This is a genomic window from Stenotrophomonas sp. PvP093, assembly GCF_017876915.1.
Lineage (GTDB): Bacteria > Pseudomonadota > Gammaproteobacteria > Xanthomonadales > Xanthomonadaceae > Stenotrophomonas > Stenotrophomonas muris.
This window is the reverse complement of record NZ_JAGIOX010000004.1, coordinates 4,112,695-4,134,687: the sequence shown is the minus strand read 5'-3', so window position 1 is coordinate 4,134,687 and position 21,993 is coordinate 4,112,695. Positions and strand designations below refer to the sequence as shown.

The 21,993-nt window shown below is 65.8% G+C and carries 19 protein-coding genes; 9 read left to right on the top strand and 10 right to left on the bottom strand.

Features of this window, described 5'->3' with window-relative positions:
* Window positions 1–31: 31 nt before the first annotated feature.
* From J3A72_RS21940 to J3A72_RS21930, 3 genes are all read right to left on the bottom strand, one after another.
* Window positions 32–2,713 (bottom strand): sulfatase-like hydrolase/transferase, encoded by a 2,682-nt coding sequence (locus tag J3A72_RS21940; RefSeq protein ID WP_053494799.1) that lies wholly within the window; start codon window positions 2,711–2,713, stop codon window positions 32–34.
* A 146-nt stretch (window positions 2,714–2,859) separates the two neighbouring features.
* Entirely contained in the window at window positions 2,860–3,798 is a 939-nt protein-coding gene (locus tag J3A72_RS21935; RefSeq protein ID WP_075076742.1) for an electron transfer flavoprotein subunit alpha/FixB family protein, read from the bottom strand.
* Window positions 3,798–4,544 carry an electron transfer flavoprotein subunit beta/FixA family protein gene (locus tag J3A72_RS21930; RefSeq protein WP_014035896.1) on the bottom strand — a complete coding sequence of 249 codons (747 nt, stop codon included), beginning with the start codon at window positions 4,542–4,544 and terminating at the stop codon, window positions 3,798–3,800. The genes J3A72_RS21935 and J3A72_RS21930 overlap by 1 nt, the downstream gene beginning before the upstream one ends.
* A gap of 247 nt (window positions 4,545–4,791) precedes the next feature.
* Between J3A72_RS21930 and J3A72_RS21925 the strand changes: the two genes are divergently transcribed.
* From J3A72_RS21925 to rfbD, 5 genes are all read left to right on the top strand, one after another.
* Entirely contained in the window at window positions 4,792–6,009 is a 1,218-nt protein-coding gene (locus J3A72_RS21925; protein ID WP_209572145.1) for a hypothetical protein, read from the top strand.
* 68 nt (window positions 6,010–6,077) lie between these two features.
* On the top strand, window positions 6,078–7,133 hold the full coding sequence (gene rfbB / locus J3A72_RS21920; RefSeq protein ID WP_069118021.1) for a dTDP-glucose 4,6-dehydratase: 1,056 nt from the start codon (window positions 6,078–6,080) through the stop codon (window positions 7,131–7,133).
* 14 nt (window positions 7,134–7,147) lie between these two features.
* On the top strand, window positions 7,148–8,035 hold the full coding sequence (rfbA, locus tag J3A72_RS21915) for a glucose-1-phosphate thymidylyltransferase RfbA (protein ID WP_053494803.1): 888 nt from the start codon (window positions 7,148–7,150) through the stop codon (window positions 8,033–8,035).
* Window positions 8,032–8,589: a dTDP-4-dehydrorhamnose 3,5-epimerase gene (rfbC, locus tag J3A72_RS21910; protein WP_053494804.1), complete on the top strand. Its 558-nt coding sequence runs from the start codon at window positions 8,032–8,034 to the stop codon at window positions 8,587–8,589. Before rfbA ends, rfbC begins: the two co-directional genes overlap by 4 nt.
* Window positions 8,586–9,479 (top strand): dTDP-4-dehydrorhamnose reductase, encoded by an 894-nt coding sequence (gene rfbD, locus J3A72_RS21905; protein WP_053494805.1) that lies wholly within the window; start codon window positions 8,586–8,588, stop codon window positions 9,477–9,479. The genes rfbC and rfbD overlap by 4 nt, the downstream gene beginning before the upstream one ends.
* 103 nt (window positions 9,480–9,582) lie before the next feature.
* Here the strand turns inward: rfbD and J3A72_RS21900 are convergent, their stop codons facing one another.
* Together J3A72_RS21900 and J3A72_RS21895 are read right to left on the bottom strand one after the other, a co-directional pair.
* Window positions 9,583–10,986: a mannose-1-phosphate guanylyltransferase/mannose-6-phosphate isomerase gene (locus tag J3A72_RS21900; RefSeq protein WP_075076740.1), complete on the bottom strand. Its 1,404-nt coding sequence runs from the start codon at window positions 10,984–10,986 to the stop codon at window positions 9,583–9,585.
* Between the two features lie 13 nt (window positions 10,987–10,999).
* Window positions 11,000–12,346 (bottom strand): phosphomannomutase/phosphoglucomutase, encoded by a 1,347-nt coding sequence (locus tag J3A72_RS21895; RefSeq protein ID WP_053494807.1) that lies wholly within the window; start codon window positions 12,344–12,346, stop codon window positions 11,000–11,002.
* A 654-nt stretch (window positions 12,347–13,000) separates the two neighbouring features.
* Here J3A72_RS21895 and J3A72_RS21890 point away from each other — a divergent pair.
* Window positions 13,001–13,732 (top strand): CoA transferase subunit A, encoded by a 732-nt coding sequence (locus J3A72_RS21890; RefSeq protein ID WP_053494809.1) that lies wholly within the window; start codon window positions 13,001–13,003, stop codon window positions 13,730–13,732.
* Window position 13,733: 1 nt separating this feature from the next.
* A complete protein-coding gene (locus J3A72_RS21885; protein WP_053494810.1) occupies window positions 13,734–14,363 on the top strand; it encodes a CoA transferase subunit B in 630 nt (209 codons plus the stop codon).
* 30 nt (window positions 14,364–14,393) lie between these two features.
* Here the strand turns inward: J3A72_RS21885 and J3A72_RS21880 are convergent, their stop codons facing one another.
* Window positions 14,394–16,286, bottom strand: a complete 1,893-nt coding sequence (locus J3A72_RS21880; RefSeq protein ID WP_075076738.1) for a glycoside hydrolase family 99-like domain-containing protein — start codon at window positions 16,284–16,286, stop codon at window positions 14,394–14,396.
* Window positions 16,287–16,404: 118 nt separating this feature from the next.
* On the opposite strand from J3A72_RS21880, the gene J3A72_RS21875 reads away from it, so the two are divergent.
* Window positions 16,405–16,992, top strand: a complete 588-nt coding sequence (locus J3A72_RS21875; protein WP_075076737.1) for an alpha-ketoglutarate-dependent dioxygenase AlkB — start codon at window positions 16,405–16,407, stop codon at window positions 16,990–16,992.
* 75 nt (window positions 16,993–17,067) lie between these two features.
* On the opposite strand, the gene J3A72_RS21870 is transcribed toward J3A72_RS21875, so the two are convergent.
* From J3A72_RS21870 to J3A72_RS21855, 4 genes are read right to left on the bottom strand one after another with little or no spacing between them, the layout of a single operon-like run.
* Entirely contained in the window at window positions 17,068–17,709 is a 642-nt protein-coding gene (locus J3A72_RS21870; RefSeq protein WP_075076736.1) for an ABC-type transport auxiliary lipoprotein family protein, read from the bottom strand.
* On the bottom strand, window positions 17,706–18,632 hold the full coding sequence (locus tag J3A72_RS21865) for an MlaD family protein (RefSeq protein WP_014645865.1): 927 nt from the start codon (window positions 18,630–18,632) through the stop codon (window positions 17,706–17,708). Before J3A72_RS21865 ends, J3A72_RS21870 begins: the two co-directional genes overlap by 4 nt.
* Before the next feature lie 3 nt (window positions 18,633–18,635).
* A complete protein-coding gene (locus tag J3A72_RS21860; RefSeq protein WP_014645866.1) occupies window positions 18,636–19,463 on the bottom strand; it encodes an ABC transporter ATP-binding protein in 828 nt (275 codons plus the stop codon).
* 1 nt (window position 19,464) lies between these two features.
* On the bottom strand, window positions 19,465–20,586 hold the full coding sequence (locus tag J3A72_RS21855; protein ID WP_075076735.1) for an ABC transporter permease: 1,122 nt from the start codon (window positions 20,584–20,586) through the stop codon (window positions 19,465–19,467).
* Between the two features lie 92 nt (window positions 20,587–20,678).
* Between J3A72_RS21855 and J3A72_RS21850 the strand changes: the two genes are divergently transcribed.
* Entirely contained in the window at window positions 20,679–21,938 is a 1,260-nt protein-coding gene (locus J3A72_RS21850; protein WP_046428410.1) for a threonine/serine exporter family protein, read from the top strand.
* Window positions 21,939–21,993: the final 55 nt, after the last annotated feature.

Here is a 21,993-nt window from a genome sequence, read left to right as displayed (position 1 = left end):
TCCAATAGTGCGGGGAGTATACGAGGGGGAGTTACATTGCGACAGATTCAGGTACCAGCGCGGGGGCGTGAAGGCAGCGCATCCCGGGACAGGCTGGAGCAGCCGGTTGAGCCGTCGCAGCCGGGGCCAAGTGCAGACGGTGCAGGGTAATCAGCTCGCAGTCCTCCGTAGCGCAGGTCGTTTGTCCAGGCACCAGCGTCAAGGTGAGCTGCCCGCCGGCGGCGCTGGACAGGCCTGCCAGGTCGATGGGGTATTCACGCGTCCCTGCTTCGATCTGAAGCAAGCCGAGCGGGGCGTCGTTGGCCAGCACCGTGAGCTCGCGAGGTGACTGCGCCGACAGTGAAAGGACTGCCTGCAGCCGGGCGGGCTCGGATGGCAGGCGCAGTCGTAGCGAGGCGGCCGCGCCACGAACGCTGCGCCCTTGGGGAGAGGGACCGTGCCAGCCACAGGAAATGAAACGATTGCTGGCATCGGCGCTGAAATCCACCGACGATCCCACAGGCAGTGCCTCGTAGGCAGGCAGCAGGGTATAGCCATCCAGTCGCACCGCAGCGTCTGGCGATACGCCGACACGGACTTCAGCCAGGGGCAGGTCTTCAGGGAATACATACCTGGCTTCCAGCATCGTCCCGTCACGTCCATCGGCCGTGTCCAGCAGCGCATGGCGGTCGTAGGTCTGTGCCCCGTAACTGGCAACGACGTCGGCCCAGGCACCGTTGGCGGGGTGGGCCACGCCCTGCAGGCTGAGGGTGTAGTTGCCTGCGCACAGATCCTGGTAGGCGCCATAGGCCAAGGTCCCTTCCGCACCCTGCGAGAACAGCTTTCCATCCATCGCTTCACCGACGATCGTATGGCTCGCATCGAAGTGGGTGCGGATGATGAAATCGTTGCGCAGCTGGGATGCCGGGGGCGCTTCGCGTGCAGCCTGCAGCAGTTCCGGCACCAACGCACCGGCCTTGAGCGATTGTTGTGACACCACGCGAGCCGTTCCGTCAGCGCTCCCCCACAGGCACCACTCATCGGCGGGCTGTCGTTCGTCGAACGCAAAGCAACGATCAATGTAGAGGACCTGCTGGGAATCACCGCCGGCCAGAAGGTGGCCAGAGCGGATGCCGTTCGTGCCAAGCTGGGCAATTCGGCCGCGGTCATCGGCAGCGATGGCCAAGGGCGGAGTCAGCGTCTGCTTACCCAACTGGATGACGCCATCCACCAACTGCAGGTGATCGTCGATCCGGCCCAGCTCCCATAGCGTGCTGGAATAGGCCATGAAACCTGGCAGGTGGTCCTCGCTGGCATCTGGTTCCCGACCGGGTCGGACACTCAATGAAGTACCTGCGCCCTTCACGGAAAGCTGTGAGCGGCCAAAGCCGAGTGCCACTCCCCCTTGCAGGGCATCAAGCAGTGAGGCGCCCGTATCGAGGGTGGTCGCGGGTCGATCAACCTGCCTCGCGCGCAGGTCGCTGCCGAACATGAGAAGAAGGTTGCTGCGATCAGCATCTCGCAACAGGTCGGCAATGTCGTTGGGCAGGGCCAGATGGTCCGATGCAACAACAATGATTGTATTGCGAGCGTAGGGACTGGCGCGGATGCGGCGTACGAAATCAGCAACCAGTCGGTCCGAGCAATGGATTGCGTCGAGCATCGGCCTGCGCTGGCCAAGCCCCTCATAGGCGACATCGAGGCAGGCATGGGGGATGTGTCCGCTTGGATGATGTGTATCCAGAGTCAGGCCGACGAGGGCGAAAGGCGTGGTCTGCTGCGAGAGCGCAGCGAAGCGGTCCCAGAGCGCATCCAACAGGACATCATCGTGGACGCCCCATGGCGAGAAACGGTTGTCGCCCAGCTTCAGGCTCTTGAAATAGGAGCGATCGCGTACCGTGCCGAAGCCGTGGCTGGCGAGGAACTGTCCCTTTCCAGCGAAATCAGAAGCGGCGCCACCGATGAACTCGACGTCGTATCCGCGCTCGCGCAGGTGATCGGTCAGGCAGTACGCGCCAGGCAGGAAGCGGCCGATGCTTGCATAGCCATTGGCGTCCTGGCTGAGGGAAAGGGGGACGCCGCACAGGGAACTGACCATGCCGGCGATCGTCCACGTGCCGCCTTCGCGCGAGTCCACGTGCCGGAAATCCACGGCCTCGCTGCGCAGCTTGTTCAACTCTGGCGCAAGGCCAGGGAATCGCGACTCATCGAGATAGGTGCGCTCGAAGCTTTCGGCGTAGAGAATCACCACGTTGCGGTGATTCCCGAGCGGGGCGTCGGGACGTACGTACTGGTCCCCTTGTGCCGGTGCAAGACGTGCCTGCCGATCCTGGCGTACCAGTGTCGCGACGTCGTAGACGATCGGATTGAAAACCAGCGTCGCCAGCAGAGAAGCCGCGAACAGGGGACCGGCGGGTGCCCACCTCCGTGCCGAATGCAGGCGGGGCATGAAAGCGAGGGCCAGGCATGCCACCAATGCTGCCGAAAGCAGGCCGATGGGCAAGCTGAAATCAGCGGCGCCTGCGCCGCGCATGCCTGCGCGCAGATGATAGATCACGGCGTAATCGATGCCGTTGCCACTGAGTGCATCAATGAAAAGCCAGATCGCCAGCAGTGCTCCGCAGAGCGCAGTGACCAGCAGCTTCCATCGCTGTCCATGTGTGCAATGTCGCGCAAGCAACGCGAGCATTCCGATCCATGCCGCAAAAAACAGGCACTTCATCGCCATCTGCATTCTCTCCCTCCGGTTGGAGCGATGGGAGGGGAAATGCTACAGAATCAAGACAGCGCAAAAGGCGTGTTGCAATATGCCGACATGTTTTGACGAGTGGCAGGGTGGGCAATGTCTGCCCACCCTGCGAGTTGCTACGCAGGTTTCGACTACAGCGCCTTTTCCAGCTCCGGCAGGATTGCAAACAGATCGCCCACCAGGCCGATATCGGCGATCTCGAAGATCGGCGAATCCGGATCCTTGTTGATCGCGACGATCGTGCCGGCATCCTTGATGCCGGTCAGGTGCTGGATGGCGCCACTGATGCCGACGGCCACGTAAAGTTCCGGGGCGATGATCTTGCCGGTCTGGCCGACCTGCAGGTCGCTGGGCACGTAGCCGGCATCAACCGCAGCGCGCGAGGCACCGACGGCGGCACCGAGCTTGTCGGCCAGCTGGAAGATGACCTTGAAGTTCTCTTCCGAACCGACACCACGGCCACCGGAGACCACGCGCTTGGCGCTCTGCAGGTCCGGGCGGTCGCTGGCACCAGCGGCGAGGCCGACGAAGCGGGTGTGGGTCGGCAGGGCAGCATCGACGCTGGCCGCTTCGATGGTGGCGCTGCCGCCCTGGGCGGCTTCCGGCCACGAGGCGGCACGCACGGTGGCGACCACGATCTGGTCGGCCGGGGCTTCCACGGTGATGATCGCGTTGCCGGCGTAGATCGGGCGCTTGAAGGTGTGGCTGCCTTCAACGCTCATCAGGTCGGAAACCTGGTTGACGCCCAGCAGGGCGGCCACGCACGGCATCAGGTCCTTGCCGAAGGTGGTCGACGGGCCGAACACGTGGGTGTAACCCTTGGCCAGCTGCGCGATCTGCGGTGCCAGCACCTGGGCGATGGCCTGCGCGTTGGCAGCGTTGGCCACGGTCAGGACCTTGGCGACGCCAGCGATCTTCGCGGCCTCGGCAGCCACGGCAGCCGGATCGGTGGCCAGCACCAGCACGTCGATGCTGGCGCCGCTGATGGCGGCAGCAGCGCTGACGGTCTTGGCGGTGGCGGCGTTGAGCTTGCCCTCGTGGTGCTCGGCGATGACGAGAATCCTGCTCATTACAGCAACCCCTTCTGCTTGAGTGCGGCAACCAGTTCGGCCGCGTCCTTGACCATCACACCCTTGCTGCGCTTGGACGGCGCGGCGTACTGGGTGGTCTTGAAGGTGTCGGCGGCTTCAACGCCGAGGTCGGCCAGCTGCAGGGTCTCCAGCGGCTTGGCCTTGGCCTTCATGATGTCCGGCAGCTTGATGAAGCGCGGCTCGTTCAGGCGCAGGTCGGTGGTGACCACGGCCGGCAGATCGACTTCCAGCGTTTCCAGGCCGGCGTCGACTTCGCGGGTCACCGTGGCCTTGCCGTCGGCAATGTCCAGCTTGCTGGCGAAGGTCGCCTGCGGGCGCCCCCACAGCGTGGCCAGCATCTGGCCGGTCTGGTTGGCGTCGTCGTCGATCGCCTGCTTGCCCAGGATCACCAGGTCCGGCTGTTCCTTCTCGATCAGCTTGAGCAGGGTGCGCGCGGCGGTCAGCGGCTGGATGGCCTGGTCGGTGACCACATGGACGGCGCGGTTGGCGCCCATGGCCAGGCCGTTGCGCAGGTGCGCCTGGGCATCGGCCGGGGCGATGGTGGCGACCACGACTTCGCTGGCGATGCCCTTGTCGCGCAGGCGCAGGGCCTCTTCCAAAGCGATTTCATCGAAGGGGTTGGGGGACAGCTTGACGCCGTCGGTGACCACGCCGGAACCGTCCGGCTTGACCTGAATGCGGACGTTGTAGTCCACCACGCGCTTGTACGCGACGAGGATTTTCATCTGGTACGGGGTCCTTCAATAACGGAGAGAACGTCCGGTCCTCGCACAGCAACCGGTTCGGGGGTGGGACCCCGATTCTAACTGGCCTTTGTCGACCATGCGAATGCGTATGGTGAAACGGCGTCCTGTATCCACGTCGCCTGAGTGGCTACTCTAGCGGCCGGTTCCGCTGCCCCGCCACATGCCTTCATTGACCTCGCCCCCTCCATACCGCCTGCTGCTGGCGATTGCCGTTGCTGGTATGGCCATGCGCCTGCTGTTCGTGCAATGGATCCCCTTGCAGCCCGTTGCCGATTTCGGCCGCTATCTGGAGGTTGCCAGCAGCGTTGCCAGCGGTGGCGGCTTCCGGATTTCAGGCATTCCCTATGTGTCCCAGCCTCCGTTGTACCCCGGAGTGCTCGGCGCATGGTTCATGCTCACCGGCGTGAACGTGGGCGCGGGCAAGATTCTCAATGTCCTGCTCTGGGCCGGCACGCTGGTTTCGTGGGTCGGTCTGGGGGTGCGCCTCCAGCTGCGCCCGGCCTGGCAGGTTGCCTCTCTGGCAGTGCTGGCATTCCATCCGGCGCTGGTCGCCTACAGCAATGTACTGGGTACCGAATCGCTGTCACTGTTCCTTGCCGTGTTCGGCATGCTTGTGGCGGTCGTGCGTTTTCCGGGCCGATGGCTGCTGCTGGGAGCCGTGCTGGCACTTACCGCGTTGAACCGGCCACAGATGCTGCCGTTGCCGGGAGCCGTGGCACTGGCGTTGCTCCTGCGTGATGGGATGCGCATCGCCACCTGGCGGCGGATCAGCATGGTGGTGCTGGGTTTTCTGCTGGTACTGGGGCCGTGGACCCTGCGCAACGCAGTTCTTTTCGGCCAGTTTGTGCCCGTCAGTGCAAACAGCGGGTATGTGCTGATGGTCAACAACAACGATGCCAATGCGCATGGCGGGTGGATGCCCTTGAAGGATGTCCCCCTCCAGGCTGACGACAAGGCCCGGTTCGCCGATGCTGGATTTCCCCAAGGGTTCTTCAGCGGAGAAAGCGAGGACTGGAAGCTCCGCCACTGGACGCCTGCGGCCGACGTGATTGGCTCAGCAATTGGCCGCCATTGGATTTCCGAACACCCCGGCCGCTTCCTGGAGTTGGCGCTGCTGCGCGTGCGCGGATCGTTCGATGTCGGCAGCCTCCTGCATTGGCCGTTCCTGGAGAGAGGCGGTGCTCCGGTGTGGCTGGGTAGGTTGACGCTGGCACTCAACATTGCGTTGACGGCCTGGACGATGGTTGCGCTGCTGCGCATCTGCCTCCACCTGCGCCGCTGGCAGCCCGTTCATTGGCTTGCCGTGGCCACACTTGGCCTGGGAATGGTGTCGATCCTGCTGTTCGAGGGGCAGGGACGCTACCTCCTGCCACTGGTCCCAGGGGCGCTGTTCATCATTGCCGCCGCGGGCAGGCTACGCTTGCCCAGCCGGATCAACGCTTGATATCCCGTGGTCCTCCGAACCCTTCGCTGCAGACACGTCCCAACCCGTACCAATCAGGAGAACAGGTAGTGCCCACATGGCTTGTCACCGGCGGTGCCGGATTCATTGGCGGTAACTTCGTTCTCGAAGCGGTCGCCCGTGGCATCAAGGTCGTCAATCTCGACGCACTGACCTACGCCGGCAACCTGAAGACCCTGGCCAGCCTGGACGGCAACCCGCGGCATGTGTTCGTGCAGGGCGATATCGGCGACAGCGCGCTGGTCGCCCGCCTGCTGACCGAGCACCAGCCCGATGCAGTGCTGAACTTCGCCGCCGAAAGCCACGTGGACCGCTCCATCGACGGCCCAGGCGCCTTCATCCAGACCAATGTGGTGGGCACCCTGGGTTTGCTTGAAGCGGTACGCGACTACTGGAAGGCGCTGCCGGCCGGACAAGGGGCGGCCTTCCGCTTCCTGCATGTGTCCACCGATGAGGTGTATGGCACCCTGGGCGAGACCGGCAGGTTCAGCGAAACCACCCCGTACGCCCCGAATTCGCCGTACTCGGCGTCGAAGGCCGCTTCGGACCACCTGGTGCGTGCGTTCCACCACACCTACGGGCTGCCGGTGCTGACCACCAACTGCTCCAACAACTACGGCCCGTATCACTTCCCCGAGAAGCTGATCCCGCTGGTGATCGCCAAGGCGCTGGCTGGCGAACCGCTGCCGGTGTACGGCGATGGCAAGCAGGTGCGCGACTGGCTGTTCGTGTCCGACCACTGCGAAGCGATCCGCACCGTGCTGGCCAAGGGCCAGGTCGGCGAGACCTACAACGTCGGCGGCAACTCGGAAAAGCAGAACATCGAAGTGGTGCAGGCGATCTGCGCACTGCTGGACCAGCGCCGTCCGCGCGAGGACGGCAAGCCGCGCAGCAGCCAGATCACCTATGTCACCGACCGTCCTGGCCATGACCGCCGCTATGCGATCGATGCTTCCAAGCTGAAGAACGAGCTGGGCTGGGAACCGGCCTACACCTTCGAGCAGGGCATCACCTTCACCGTCGACTGGTACCTCGACAACCAGGACTGGGTCAACGGCGTGCTCGACGGCAGCTACCGCCTGCAGCGCATCGGCACCACGGACTGAACCCAGGAGACACCATGACCCAGCGCAAGGGCATCATCCTCGCCGGTGGCTCCGGCACCCGCCTATATCCAATCACCAAGGGTGTCAGCAAGCAGCTGCTGCCGGTGTACGACAAGCCGATGATCTACTACCCGCTCAGCGTACTGATGCTGGCGGGCATCCGCGAAGTGCTGATCATCAACACCCCGCACGAGCAGGCGCTGTTCCAGCAGCTGCTGGGCGACGGTTCGCAGTGGGGAATGGACATCCAGTACGCGGTGCAGCCGAGTCCGGATGGCCTGGCCCAGGCCTACCTGATCGGCCGCGACTTCGTGGCTGGCAAGCCGAGCTGCCTGGTGCTGGGCGACAACATCTTCCACGGCCACGGCCTGCGCGAGGTGCTCAAGCGTGCTGACGAGCGCGTGCACGGCTCGACCGTGTTCGGGTATTGGGTCAATGACCCGGAACGGTATGGCGTGGCCGAGTTCGACCAGGGCGGCAAGGTGATCGATCTGGTGGAGAAGCCGGAAAAGCCGCGCTCCAACTATGCGGTGACCGGCCTGTACTTCTATGACGGCAAGGCCTGCGATTACGCGGCCGAATTGAAGCCGTCACCGCGTGGCGAACTGGAGATCACCGATCTCAACAAGCGTTACCTGGCCGAAGGCGACCTGCACCTGGAGGCGCTCGGCCGTGGCTATGCGTGGCTGGATACCGGTACCCACCAGTCGCTGCTGGAAGCATCCAACTTCATCGAGACGATCCAGACCCGTCAGGGCCTGCAGGTCTGCTGTCCCGAGGAAATCGCGTTCGGCAAGGGCTGGATCAACGCTGGACAATTGGAAGCGCTGGCCGCGCCGTTGATCAAGAACAGCTACGGTGAATACCTGCATAAGCTCGCCGTGCGTGGAGTCGTTCCATGAAAGTGATTGAAACACGGTTGCCCGGCTGCGTGGTGATCGAGCCGGCGGTGTTCGGCGATGCCCGCGGTTATTTCTTCGAAACCTGGAATGCCGAGCGCTTCGCCGCGCTGGGCCTGCCGGACCGTTTCGTGCAGAGCAACGTGTCGACGTCCGCACAGGGCGTGCTGCGCGGCCTGCATTACCAGTGGCCGCGGCCGCAGGGCAAGCTGGTCAGCGTGCTGGAAGGCGAGGTCTACGACGTGGCCGTGGATATCCGCCGCGGTTCGCCGACCTTCGGCCAGTGGGAAGCGGTGGTGCTGAGCGCGGAGAACAAGAAGCAGTTCTGGATTCCAGAGGGCTTCGCGCACGGTTTCGCCGTACTGTCCGAGCGTGCGGTGTTCAGTTACCTGTGCACCGAGGTCTACCTCAAGGACTTCGATGCCGGCGTACGCTGGAATGACGCCGGCATCGCCGTGGACTGGCCGGTCAGCGCACCGACCCTGTCGGCCAAGGACGAGAACGCACCGTTCCTCAAGGACATTGCTGAAGATCGCCTGCCGGTCTACGTGCCATGACCGTGCTGGTGTTCGGTGGCAACGGGCAGGTGGGCCAGGAGTTGCTGCGCGCGCTGGCGCCGCTGGGGAAGGTGATTGCAACCACGCGCAGCGGCCAACTGCCCGACGGAAGTACCTGTGAAACGGCCGATTTCGGCCAGCCCGACAGCCTGCCGGCATTGCTGGACCGCGTGCAGCCATTGGTAGTGGTCAATGCGGCGGCTTACACCGCTGTTGATCACGCCGAACAGGACGTCGATGCGGCCTTCGCCGCCAACGCGCAGGCACCAGGCGTGATCGCGCGCTGGTGTGCGGCGCATGGCGTGCCGTTCGTGCATTACTCCACCGACTACGTGTTCGACGGCCAGGGCAGCGCGCCCTACCGCGAGGACCAGCCGACCGCACCGCTCGGCGTGTATGGCACGAGCAAGCGCGATGGCGAGGACGCGGTGCGTGCGGCCGGTGGCCGCCATCTGATCTTTCGCACGGCGTGGGTGTATGCCTCGCACGGCGCGAACTTCCTGCGCACCATGCTGCGCGTGGGCGCCGAGCGCGATGCGTTGCGGGTGGTGGCCGACCAGATCGGTACACCGACGCCGGCCGCGTTGATCGCCGATGTCACCGCGCAGGCACTGCAGCATCCTGGGCAGTTGTCGGGTACCTGGCACCTGACCGCCAGCGGCCAGACCAGCTGGCATGGCTTTGCCGAGGCCATATTTGCCGAGGCGTTGGCCAGCGGCGTGTTGGCCAAGGTGCCGACGGTCGAGGCGATTCCCAGTTCCGAGTATCCGACCCCGGCCAGGCGCCCGGCCTGGTCGGTGCTGGACAACCGCAAGCTGCAGCAGGATTTCGGCGTCGTGCTGCCGAGCTGGCAGGATGGCCTGAAGCGGGTGATGGCGGAGCTGGCCTGACGGCCGTAGCGCCGGGCCAAGCCCGGCGACGCAGCGCTGCCGGGCCGATCAGGAACGGGTCAGAGCCCGTTGCGCAGCAACGGGATCCGACCCCGGGCAAACCTCAGCTGCGCCCGTAGGTATCCTCGAACCGCACGATGTCATCCTCGCCCAAGTAGCTGCCGGACTGCACTTCGATCAGTTCCAGCGGCAGCTTGCCCGGGTTGCGCAGGCGGTGGGTCACGCCCAGCGGAATATAGGTGCTCTGGTTCTCGCTGAGCAGGATCACCTCGTCACCACGGGTCACTTCAGCGGTGCCGCTGACCACGATCCAGTGTTCGGCGCGATGGTGATGCATCTGCAGGCTCAGCGTGCCGCCGGGCTTGACCGTGATCCGCTTGACCTGGAAACGCTCGCCGTTGTCGATCGAATCGTAGGCACCCCACGGGCGATAGACCTTGCGGTGCCAGGTGGCCTCGCTGCGGCCTTCGGCCTTCAGCTGCGCCACTACGGTCTTGACCTCCTGCATGCGATCGGCCTTGCCGACCAGCACCGCGTCGTCGGTTTCCACCACCACCACGTCATCCAGCCCCACCAGCGCCACCAGGCGCTGTGCGTAGGCATAGGTGTTGCGGCAGTCGATGGCGATCACGTCGCCCTGGTGGGCGTTGCCATCGCCGTCCTGCTGCGAGACATCGCGCAGCGCGGTCCACGAGCCGACATCGTTCCAGCCGGCATCCAGTGGAATCACCACGGCATCGGCGGTCTTCTCCATCACCGCATAGTCGATCGAATCGGACGGAACGGCAGTGAAGGCCCCCTTGTCCAGGCGGGTGAAATCGGCATCGCGACGCGCCTGCTGCCAGGCCTGGCGGCTGCCGGCGAGCATGGCGGGCTGGAAGCGTTCCAGCTCCTGCAGGTAGCGCGAGGCCTTGAACAGGAACATGCCGCTGTTCCAGTAGTACTGGCCGCTGCTGACGTAGCGGGTGGCGGTGCCCAGGTCGGGCTTCTCGACGAAGCGCTCGACCGCGCGCAGGCCCTGGCCATCGGCGGCCTTGATATAGCCGTAGCCGGTTTCCGGGCCGGTCGGCACGATGCCGAAGGTCACCAGCTTTCCGGCTTCGGCAGCAGCGGCGGCGGCCTGGACGGCGCTGCGGAATGCAGTCTCGTTGTTGATCACATGATCGGAGGGCAGCACCAGCAGCAGCGCGTCGCCGCCGTCGCGGGTGGCTTCCAGCGCGGCCACCGCGATCGCCGGTGCCGTGTTGCGGCCGACCGGCTCAAGGATGATCGCGGCTGGCTCGGCGCCAACCTGCTGCAGCTGCTCGGCGGCAACAAAGCGGTGTTCCTCGTTGGCAATCACCAACGGGCCGCGTGCGGCAATCGGCGCCACCCGCTGCCAGGTGGCCTGCAGCATCGTCTGTTCGCTGGCCAGCGGAAGGAACTGCTTGGGATAGGCTTCGCGCGAAAGCGGCCACAGACGGGTACCGGAGCCACCGGACAGGATGACAGGCTGGATAGTGCTCATGGCCTTCCTTTGATTATTTCTGCAGCAGGGAGGAAATCTCGTCGGTACGCGCCTGCATCAATGCAGCGTCTCCCCGCGATTCCACATTCAGGCGCAGCAGCGGTTCAGTGTTGGAGCTGCGCAGGTTGAAGCGCCAGTCGCCGAAATCGGCGCTGACGCCATCGGTGTAGTCCAGCGCGGGCGACTGCGCGGCGAAGTGTTCCATCACGCGTGTGACCGCAGCCTTGGCATCGGCAACCTTGAAGTTGATCTCACCGCTGCAAGGGTAGGCGGCCATGCGGTCTTCAACCCAGTCGGCCAGCGAGCGGCCGCTTTCGGAGACCAGCTGGGCGATCAGCAGCCACGGAATCATGCCCGAGTCGGCATACGCGAACTCGCGGAAATAGTGGTGGGCGCTCATCTCGCCGCCGTACACGGCATCCTCCGCGCGCATCTTTTCCTTGATGAAGGCGTGGCCACTCTTGCACAGCACTGGCACGCCACCGGCCTGTTCGACCATCTCCACGGTGTTCCAGACCAGGCGGGGGTCATGCACGACCTTGCCACCCGGATGGTGGGCGAGGATTGCCTTGGCCAGCAGGCCGACCAGGTAGTAGCCCTCGATGAAGCGGCCGTTGTGGTCGAAGAAGAAACAGCGGTCGAAATCGCCATCCCACGCAATGCCGAAGTCCGCGCCATGTTCGCGCACGGCGTCGGCGGTGGCGGCGCGGTTTTCCGGCAACAGTGGATTGGGAATGCCGTTGGGGAAGCTGCCGTCCGGTTCGTGGCAGATGCGGATGAACTCGAACGGCAGGTGCGGTGCCAGCAGGTCGACGATGGCACCGGCGCCGCCGTTGCCGGCGTTGACAACGATCTGCAGTGGCTTGAGCTTGCTGGTGTCAACGTAGCTCAGCAGGTGCTGGATGTAGGCGCTCTTGTCATGCTGGGCGATCTGGCCGGCGCAAGGCGGCTGTGCCGCGGATGAATCGGCGGCGACCGCATCGGAGATCGCGAACAGGCCGGTATCGGAGCTGATTGGCCGGGCGTTCTCCTTGACCAGCTTCATGCCGTTGTAATCCATTGGATTGTGGCTGGCAGTGACCATCACCCCGCCGGCAGCCCCCAGGTGATCGGTCTGGAAATAGACCTCCTCGGTGCCACACAGGCCGATGTCGATGACTTCGCGGCCGGCACCGCGCAGGCCGGCCGCCAGCGCGTCCTGCAGCGCGGGGCTGGTCAGGCGGACGTCGTGGCCCAGCACCACCGGGCCCGGAGCGAGCTGTGCATTCAGGGCCGTGCCGATCCGGCGTGCCAGGTCTTCGTTCAGTTCTTCCGGCACGCGGCCGCGGATGTCATAGGCCTTGAAGGCGGGCAGGGGCATCGGTCAGATCCAATGTGAGCTTAGCCACTGATTGTAGCCTTTGTCCTGTATGGGAATCGTTTCCATTCCGCAACTCCCGGTGATTGGCTGAGGGTATCGGGTACGCGGGGGCGCCCGTACGGCTTGGCAAGCGGGTAAACGGCCGCTGGCTGGGCGATCACGGCCAGGCCAGCCTGCGTCAAGTGGGGAGCCAGCAGCAGCCCCAGGAGTTCCTGCCACTGGCAGCCAAACGCGATCACGCCGTTGCTGGCGTACTTGACGTGGCGGAGCAGGACCGGCGGGCGATGGCCGGACGCGGACAGCTGCAGGGATGACGCAGGCTTGTGGCGCGGTTGCTTCCCCCCGCCAGGAATTTCTGGCCGAGCATTTCACCCTGGCGACGCGCCTGTCGCCGCATGGCTGCGTGCCGCGACATCTGACAGGCAGCGTTCACCCTTTTCCAGCGGCCACGCGTCCGTCCCGCGAAGCAGGCCCTCTTCGTTGCAGGTCCGGGCCATCAGTGCGGGCGAGCCGAGCGCAGCGCCCACCACCGGCAGGAGAAACCCCCATGCAACGCAGCCCTTGGCGATGCCTCGGCAATGCTGCGGCGCATCCAGCTCTTTCGTTGCCTCCGGCTAGAATGCGGTCATCCTCAACGTGCAGGGCAGTAGAGCAATGCAGCAATCGACTTCCGGCGGAAAGCGCGGCAAGCGCTTCGCCAGTGCGACGGAGGCCCTGCAGGGGGTGGTCGCCGATGGACAGACCCTGGCCGTGGGCGGCTTTGGCCTGTGTGGCATCCCCGAGGCGCTGATCGCTGCGCTGCGCGACAGTGGCGTCAAGGGCCTGACCGTGATCTCCAACAATGCCGGTGTCGATGGCTTCGGACTGGGCCAGCTGCTGGAAACCCGGCAGATCAAGAAAATGATTTCGTCCTACGTGGGCGAGAACAAGGAATTCGAACGGCAGTTTCTGGCTGGTGAGCTGGAGCTGGAGTTCAACCCGCAGGGCACACTGGCCGAGCGCCTGCGTGCCGGTGGTGCGGGTATTCCGGCATTCTTCACTGCCACCGGCTATGGCACGGTGGTTGCCGAGGGCAAGGAAACCCGCGAGTTCGACGGTAAGCACTACGTGATGGAGACGGCGCTGCGCGCCGATGTGGCACTGGTCAAGGCCTGGAAGGCCGACGAGGCCGGCAACCTGGTGTTCCGCAAGACCGCACGCAACTTCAACCCGGCCTGTGCGATGGCCGGCAAGGTCTGCATCGTGGAAGTGGAGGAGGTGGTGCCGGTCGGTGCCATCGACCCGGACCAGGTGCACCTGCCAGGCATCTATGTGCACCGCATCGTGCACAACGCGCATCCTGAGAAGCGAATCGAACAGCGCACCATCCGCGCGGAGGGCAACTGACATGGCGTGGACCCGTGACGAGATGGCGGCACGCGCCGCCCAGGAGCTGATCGATGGCGCCTACGTGAACCTGGGCATCGGCCTGCCGACGCTGGTTGCCAATCACATTCCCGAAGGCGTGGATGTGTGGCTGCAGTCGGAGAACGGCCTGCTCGGCATCGGCCCGTTCCCGACCGACGCTGAAGTCGACGCGGACCTGATCAATGCCGGCAAGCAGACGGTTACGGCGCGTGCCGGCGCCAGCTACTTCGGCAGCCACGACAGCTTCGCGATGATCCGCGGTGGCCATGTGAACCTGGCCATCCTTGGCGCCATGCAGGTCACCGACAAGGGTGACCTGGCCAACTGGATGGTGCCCGGCAAGATGGTCAAGGGCATGGGCGGGGCAATGGACCTGGTCGCCGGCGTGCAGCGCGTTGTGGTGCTGATGGAGCACACTGCCAAGAACGGCGAGCACAAGATCCTGGCCGAATGCACGCTGCCGTTGACCGGCGTGGGCGTGGTCGACCGCATCATCACCGATCTGGCGGTGTTCGACGTGACTGAAAAGGGCCTGTTGCTGGTGGAGGCCGCGCCGGGTGTCAGCGATGAAGAGCTGAAGGAAAAGACCGGCGTCGCGTTCCGGCGTTGAGGACAATGATGTTGCCGCGCAGCGCCAGCCTCAGGGTTGGCGTTGTGCGCCTCCGACGACGTAGCCGGCGTTGGCAACAAGGTCCGGCAGCAACTGCATGACCGGATCAAGTGCATTGTCGTTGTCCAGCTCACTGGGATAGCAGTGCGCATCCAGCAGTGACCGCAACGCCGACGCCCGCAGCCACATCGTGCCTGCTGTCTGCGGCGTAGGGGCGTCGGCCATCCCCAGCCGCGCCGCCCAGCGGAGATGACGGCGTGAAACGGCGATGGCCTCCGGAGTGGATGCCGCGAACATGCCCAGCGCAGGTTGCTCATCGAACTGTTGAAGCACAGCGTCGAGATCGGCCGTTCCTGGTAGCTGAGGTCTTGTCTCGCTGCTTCCGCGGAGGTCCAGCCAGCAGGCCAGCAACGATGGATCCGGACCAAAAGCCTCCAGGACCTGCACGATGCTGGACAAGGCATTGCCCGCATGGCCGATGATATCGACCGCAGCGTCATGAGGGCGCTGCGCCATTGGAATGAAAACACGGTAGCTCACGCCCAGGCCGCTGGCGGCCTCGCAAGCTGTAGCGATCAGCCCGGGATCATCAATGAGAATCAGCAGGCAGGCCCGCAGGGGGCCGGCGGGCGAAGCCGGGGACAGCGCTTGGCGCGTCGCGTCAAGCCAGGCATGCCCAAGCCGGGCATCCGGTTCCAGCACCGCGCCTTCGGCCCATTCGTTCCAGGCATTGATGAAGACCATGCGTTGGCGCGCAGGCGCCAGGGCCAGGCGTTCATGGATCGTGGTGCGCAACCAGTCGCGGTAGCCACGGGGTGAGGCGTGCAGGTACACGCGGCCGCGGCCGGAACGACGCGCCTCGTTGTCCCAGCCCGGGTTCACGCCGGGATAGAGCGGATAATCCGGAAGCGGCCGCGCTGCGATTTCTGCAGCCAGTTCGCGCCAGTCGCGTACATCGCCATTGAAGGCAGGATTGAGCAGCCACTGCTGTGCCGACAACGAGCGCGGGTTACTCATGTTCGGCGGGAATTCGACGGCGGCATCAAAGCCGATATCGCGCGGATCCGGTCGCTCGAAGCCTTGGACGTAGGCCAGGTGGATCTCGCCCACGCCGTTGTCGCGGCACCAGCGGCGCCAGCGCTCGGCAGTCGCCCGGGCGTCGGGCAGCAGGTTCGGGCGATAGACCAGCAGCATCGGCCGACCCTCGACCTTCAATGCACGGCGGTCGCGCAGGTAGGGCGCGACATGTGCGATGAAGGCCAGATCGTCCTCTGCGCTGTGCTGCTGGCCGATCAGGATGTCGTCGTCGCGGCCGTCCCAGCGTCGTGCCCAGTTCTCGTTGGCCCAGCACAGGCAGAACGGCAGGTCGATGCTGTCATCGGCCAGCCATTGACGCAGCGGGTCCTCCATCAGGGTGCGGCCGCTGAACCAATAGTAGTAGAAGCAGAATGCGCCGATGCCGTACTCCGCAGCCAAGCGTGCCTGGTCACGCATCACCTGCGGGTTGCGCAGGTCATAAAAGCCGAGGTCGGCCGGCAGGCGGGGTTGGATGTGACCCTCGAACTGCGGCAGGGCGCGGGTGACGTTGCGCCACTCGGTAAAGCCCTTGCCCCACCAGGCGTCGTTCTCCGGGAAGGTATGGAACTGCGGCAGGTAGAAAGCGACCAGCGTCGCCGGCATGGGTGACGGCAATGCTCCCTCACGCCATGGCACGTGGCCGATCGCCGGTTCATCGGCACGCCAGCGCAGCTGGGCATTGGCGCGCGCGCCCCCCTCATCCTGCTGCCCCTTGGGGGGCGGCGGCACCCAGTCGCCATGCCGTGCCAACAGCCGGGTGCGCAACCGGTCGCGCTGCGCCTGCGGCAACGGCAAGGCCCGGAACACGGCGCGCAGCAACGGGAACAGCGACTGGCGCAGGCTCATCGGGCGAGGCCTCGCGACAGCGGGCGGTAGGACGGAATCAGCATCTGGGCAACGGTCATGGCGCCATTTTCGGTGCTGGCGGCCATGACGGCAAACGGCGGCGTGCTAGCGTGTGACCATGCTGTTCCCCCACGACCTGCCCGATGCCGATGTCCTGCACCTGCCTGGATGGCTGGCTGCGGCCGAGGCCGACCAGCTCCTGTATTCGCTGCAGGCCGAAGTGCCCTGGGAAACCCATCGCATCCGCATGTTCGGCAACTGGGTGGACTCGCCGCGGCTGAGCTGCTGGATCGGCGACCCGCAGGCCCGCTATCGCTATTCCGGTGCCGAGTTCGTGCCGCGCCCCTGGCCACCGGTGTTGCAGGCCATGCGCGGGCGCCTGGAAGCCGAAGGCCACGGCCGCTTCAACAGCGTGCTGCTGAACCGCTACCGCGGTGGCGGTGACTACATGGGCTGGCACAGCGATGACGAGCCGGACCTGGGTCCGGCCCCGGTGATCGCTTCGCTGAGCCTGGGCGCGGCGCGCCGATTCCTGCTGCGACGCCGCGACGACCCGGCACGCAAGGCTGAATTCGTGCTGGGCCACGGCGACCTGCTGCTGATGGCCGGACAGACCCAGCGCTTCTACCAGCACGCGCTGCCGAAGATGGCGCGGGTGCACGGCGAGCGGATCAACCTGACCTTCCGTTGGATTTCGCCGCGTTGACGAAGAAGGGGTCAGGTCCCTTTCCGGCCGGAAAGGGACCTGACCCCGTAACCACATGCCCGGCGAATGCTGCGATCAGCGCGCAACGGTCGGCTGGTCGGCCTGCCCGCTCTGCAGCGTCCAGCCCACCACGTCCTGCGCCAGCTGCTGCAGGCCACGCTCGAACGCGGCGGTCACCGCCGGTACGTCGGTGCTGCCGACCGGCTGCGCCTGGCGGAAGGTGCGGTCAGCGACCACACGCTGGTCGGCGACATGGATCAGCTTGGCGTTGACCTCGATCACCACGGTGGGCGTGGCCTGGCCCTGGTAATCCGATTCGAAGCGGCGCACATCGGTGGACAGCTTGTAGTCGGCGCGGATGCCGGCGGTGCTGCGGGCCACGCCGCGGATGCGGCCGGAATCCTCGAAGCCGCGCAGCAGGGTGTCTTCGATCATGTCGGTGGCCGGTTGCGCCCAGCTGGCACCCTTGTAGATCTCAAGCTGCGACGTTGTCGGCCGCACATTGATGCGCGGGCTGTCGACCATGCGCGCGGCGCTGGGCTTGGCCAGTACCAGCTGCCAGCTGGCCTGCGGCCACGCCGGGTCCGCCTTGACCTGCACGGACGGCGAGTACAGCGTCACCGCGGTTTTCTCGCTGCTGCCGAGGATGGAGCAGCCCCCCAGCAGGGTGACCATCGAAGCGGCCAGCAGCAGGCGCGGAAGGGTGGTCGGGCTCATTTGGGTTCGAACTCCTTCGGTGCGTCGCGGCCCAGCAGGTAGCGCGCGGGGTTGTTCTCGAGGCGGTCGCTGACCCGGCGCAGGTCGCGGATCAGGCCGCGCAGTTCGGTAAGCGTCGGGCCCAGCTGGCCGAGGCCATCGTTGGCGAAGCTGTTGATCGCGGCGCGGTTCTCGCCAAGGATCGAATCGGCGTTGCCGGCGGCCGAGTCGAGCTTGGCCAGGGTCGCGTCGAGCTTGTCGATGATGCCGGGCAGCTGCTGCACCAGGTTCCTGTCCAGGCGCTCGATGGTGCCGTTGGTGGTCTTCAGCGTGGTGTCCAGGCTGCGGGCGGCATCGCGCGCGCTGAGCAGCAGCGCCTGCGTGCCCTGGTCACGGTCGGCCAGGCCGCCGCTGATCGTCTCCAGATTGGCCAGCGTCGCGTTGATCGAGGCCACGTTGCGGTCGCTGAGGATCTGGTCCATGCGCTCGACGATGCGGTTGGCGACGTCGGTGATGTTCTGCAGCGCAGAGGGCGTGGTCGGGATGATCGGTGCCGGGTCCTTGTTGACCGTGGTCAGCGCCGGCGACTGCGGCGTGCCGCCGCTGAGCTGGATGATCGACGGGCCGGTCAGGCTGGTGATCGCCAGCTTGGCGCGGGTATCGGTTTTGACCGGCGTGTTGGAGTTCAGGCGGATGCGCGCGACTACCTGGCGCGGGTCGTCCGGCACCAGGTTCAGTTCGGTGATCGAGCCCACCGCGATGCCGTTGTACTGCACCGGGCTGCCCACCGACAGGCCGGTCACCGCTTCGCGGAACACCACGCGGTACTCCTGCCAGGTACGGTCGGAGGAGTATTTGGCGGCCCACAGGCCGAAGGCCAGCAGGGCCAGGCCGGTGATCAGGGTGAACGCGCCGATCAGCACGTAGTTGGCTTTGGTTTCCATGGCTCAGGCACTCTCGATCTGTTCGCCACGCGCGGCGCGCGCGCGGGGTCCGTGGAAGTATTCCTGGATCCACGGATGATCCAGTTTCTCGATGTCAGGCAAGGGTGCGTTGGCCACCACCTTGCGGTCGGCGATCACCGCGACCCGGTCGCAGATCGCGTACAGCGTGTCCAGGTCGTGGGTGATCAGGAACACGGTCAGCCCCAGCGCTTCCTGCAGGGTCTTGATCAGGCGGTCGAACGCGGCCGCGCCGATCGGGTCGAGGCCGGCGGTGGGTTCGTCCAGGAACAGCAATGGCGGATCCAGCGCCAGTGCCCGGGCCAGGCCGGCGCGCTTGCGCATGCCGCCGGACAGCTGCGAGGGCAGCTTGTTGATCGCATCGGCGGGCAGGCCGGCCAGTTTCACTTTCAGCAGCGCCAGTTCGTAGTGCCAGCGCTCGGGCAGCTCGCGGTGGTGTTCCTTCAGCGGCACCTGCACGTTCTCGCCCACGGTCAGCGAGGAGAACAGGGCGCCGTCCTGGAACAACACGCCGGTGTTGCGCTCGATGTGCAGGCGGCTCTCGGCGTCGTCGGCCCGCGCGTCGCGGCCGAGTACTTCGATCTGCCCGGCATCGGGCACGCGCAGGCCCAGGATCGAGCGCATCAGCACCGATTTGCCGGTACCGGAGCCGCCGACCACGCCCAGGATTTCGCCGCGGCGCACATCCAGGTCCAGGTCTTCGTGCACGGTCTGGCTGCCGAAGCGGTTGACCAGACCACGCACGCGGATGGCCAGTTCGTGGCCCTGGTCGTCGCGCATGTCGATGGAGTCGGGGAGGGCGGATGTGCTCATGTCACCAGTCCATGTGCATGAACCACAACGCCGCGAAGGCGTCGATGATGATCACCAGCGAGATCGTCTGCACCACGCTGGAGGTGGTGCGCTCGCCGACCGACTGCGCGGTGCCCTCGACCTTCAGTCCTTCCAGGCAGCCGATCAGGCCGATCACCAGCGCGAACACGGGTGCCTTGGACAGGCCGACCAGCAGGTGCCGCACTTCCATCGTCTCGTGCATGCGCGCGATGTACATCTGCGGCGGGATGTCGAGGTCGAACGCGCCGACGGTGATGCCGCCGGCCAGGCCCGCGATCATCGCGATGAAGGTCAGCAAGGGCAGGGTGACCAGCAGCGCCAGCAGTCGCGGCAGCACCAGCAGGTCGACCGGGTCCAGGCCCAGCGTGCGCATTGCATCGATCTCCTCGCGTGCCTTCATCGCACCAATCTGCGCGGTGAACGCACTGGCGGTGCGGCCGGCCAGCACGATCGCGGTCAGCAGTACCGCGAACTCGCGCAGGAAGGCGATGTTGACCAGCTCGACCACGTAGATCTCGGCGCCGAAGTCGCGCAGGATGGTCGAGCCGAGGAATGCGATCACCGCGCCCACCAGGTAGGACAGCAGCGCCACCAGCGGTACCGCATCCAGCCCCACCTGCTCCATCTGGTGCACGGTGGCGGTCAGCCGGAAGCGGCGGGGTTCCTTGACCAGCCGGGCCGCCTTGACCAGGTTCTCGCCGAGGAAACTGCACAGCGCCTTGATGTTGTGGCCAGTGGCGTGGACGCTGACACCCAGCCGTTCCAGCGCGGCCAGCACGCCGAAATCGCGCTTGGCCTTGGGGCGGTCGTCGGCCACTTCCTCGATGGTGCACACCAGCGCCTGGTGGTCCGCGCGGAACTGCAGTGCGTCTTCGTGCAGATCGGCACGGTGGGCCACGCGCAGCACCTGCAGCACGCCGGCCGAATCCAGCTGCTCGATGCCGGTGGCATCGATGCCGGTCAGCTTGTCGGGAACGCCGTGCAGGACCTCGGCCGCGGCCAGCGCGGTCTTCAAGGTCCAGGTGCCGGACAGGTGGATCAGGCCCGGGTCCTGGGCATCCTGTTCGAGCTGGGGGGCGAGGTTCGGGGTGACGTGGGCCATTCGGGTCGCAGCATAACCGTTCTGTATCGGGCTTCGCGTCGAACTCGGATGAATTTCTCCGGTGGGCCCCAGCGTAGGTAATACTACGGCGCATGTCCGCAGACGCTCACACGATCCCCACGCCCCAGGCCACCTACGCACAGCGCGTGGCCTTTGTTTCCGAGATCGCCGGACGCCTGCACAGCTATGGCACCACGGCCCAGCGCCTGGAAACGGCGGTGGTGGCACTGGCCCGCCAGCTCGATCTGGATTGTGAACCGTGGTCGAATCCCACCGGTATCATCCTCAGCTTCAGCGATCCGGCGCAGGCGATCGGCTCCAGCGACATCACCCGCGTGATCCGCCTGGCGCCCGGTGAGAACGACCTGCACAAGCTCAGCGTCGCCGACCATATCGCCGAAGAAGTGTCCAACGGGCGGATGAGCATCGCCCAGGGCCATACCGCGCTGCGCCAGCTGGACAAGGATCCGGGCCGGCGCGGCAAGCTGCGCACCATCCTGTCATTCACCCTCGGCGCGGCCGGCGTGGCCGGCATGTGGAAGCTGCCGTGGCTGGACATCGCCACCGCCGGTGTCATCGGCCTGATGATCGGCCTGCTCGGCATGGTCACCGACCGCCGCCCGGCCACCCGCGAAGCGGCCGAGGCGCTGGCGGCGCTGCTGGCCGGCATGGTCGCCACCCTGGTGGCGTCCTTCATTGGCGCGCTCAACCTCAATACGGTGATCATCGCCTCGCTGGTGGTGCTGCTGCCCGGCATGTCGCTGACCAATGCGGTCAATGAGCTGGCCAGCCAGCACTGGGTGTCGGGCACCGCGCGCTTTGCCGGCGCGCTGACCACCATCATGAAGCTTAGCGTCGGCGCGATGATCGCGGTGACCCTGGCCGACGTGCTCGGGCTGGATCCGGTGATCCGCGCCGCGCGGCCGCAGGGGCCGTGGGTGGAGTGGGGTTCGCTGCTGACCGCGGCCTTTGCGTTCGCGATGCTGTTCAAGGCCAACCGGCGCGATTACCCGTGGGTGATCGCCGCCTCGGTGGCCGGTTATGCGATCTCCAAGTTCGGCGGCCATGCCTGGGGGGCGCCGGCCGGCATCTTCCTGTCGGCGATGCTGCTGACCGCGGGCGGCAATCTGTTCGGTCGCCTGGTCGGGCGTCCGGGCGCGATCATCCGCCTGCCCGGCATCATCATGATGGTGCCCGGCAGCACCAGCCTGCGCGGCGTGCTGACCCTGGTCCAGCAACAGGATGTCGGCGCCGGCCAGAGCGTGTTCCTCACCGTGCTCAACGTGGTGATGGCGCTGGTCGCCGGCCTGCTGTTCGGCAACCTGCTGATGCCCGCTCGCAAGACCCTGTGATGATGTCGGTGGGTGTGGACCCCGGTCCACACACCGGAGAATGAAAAACGCCGGC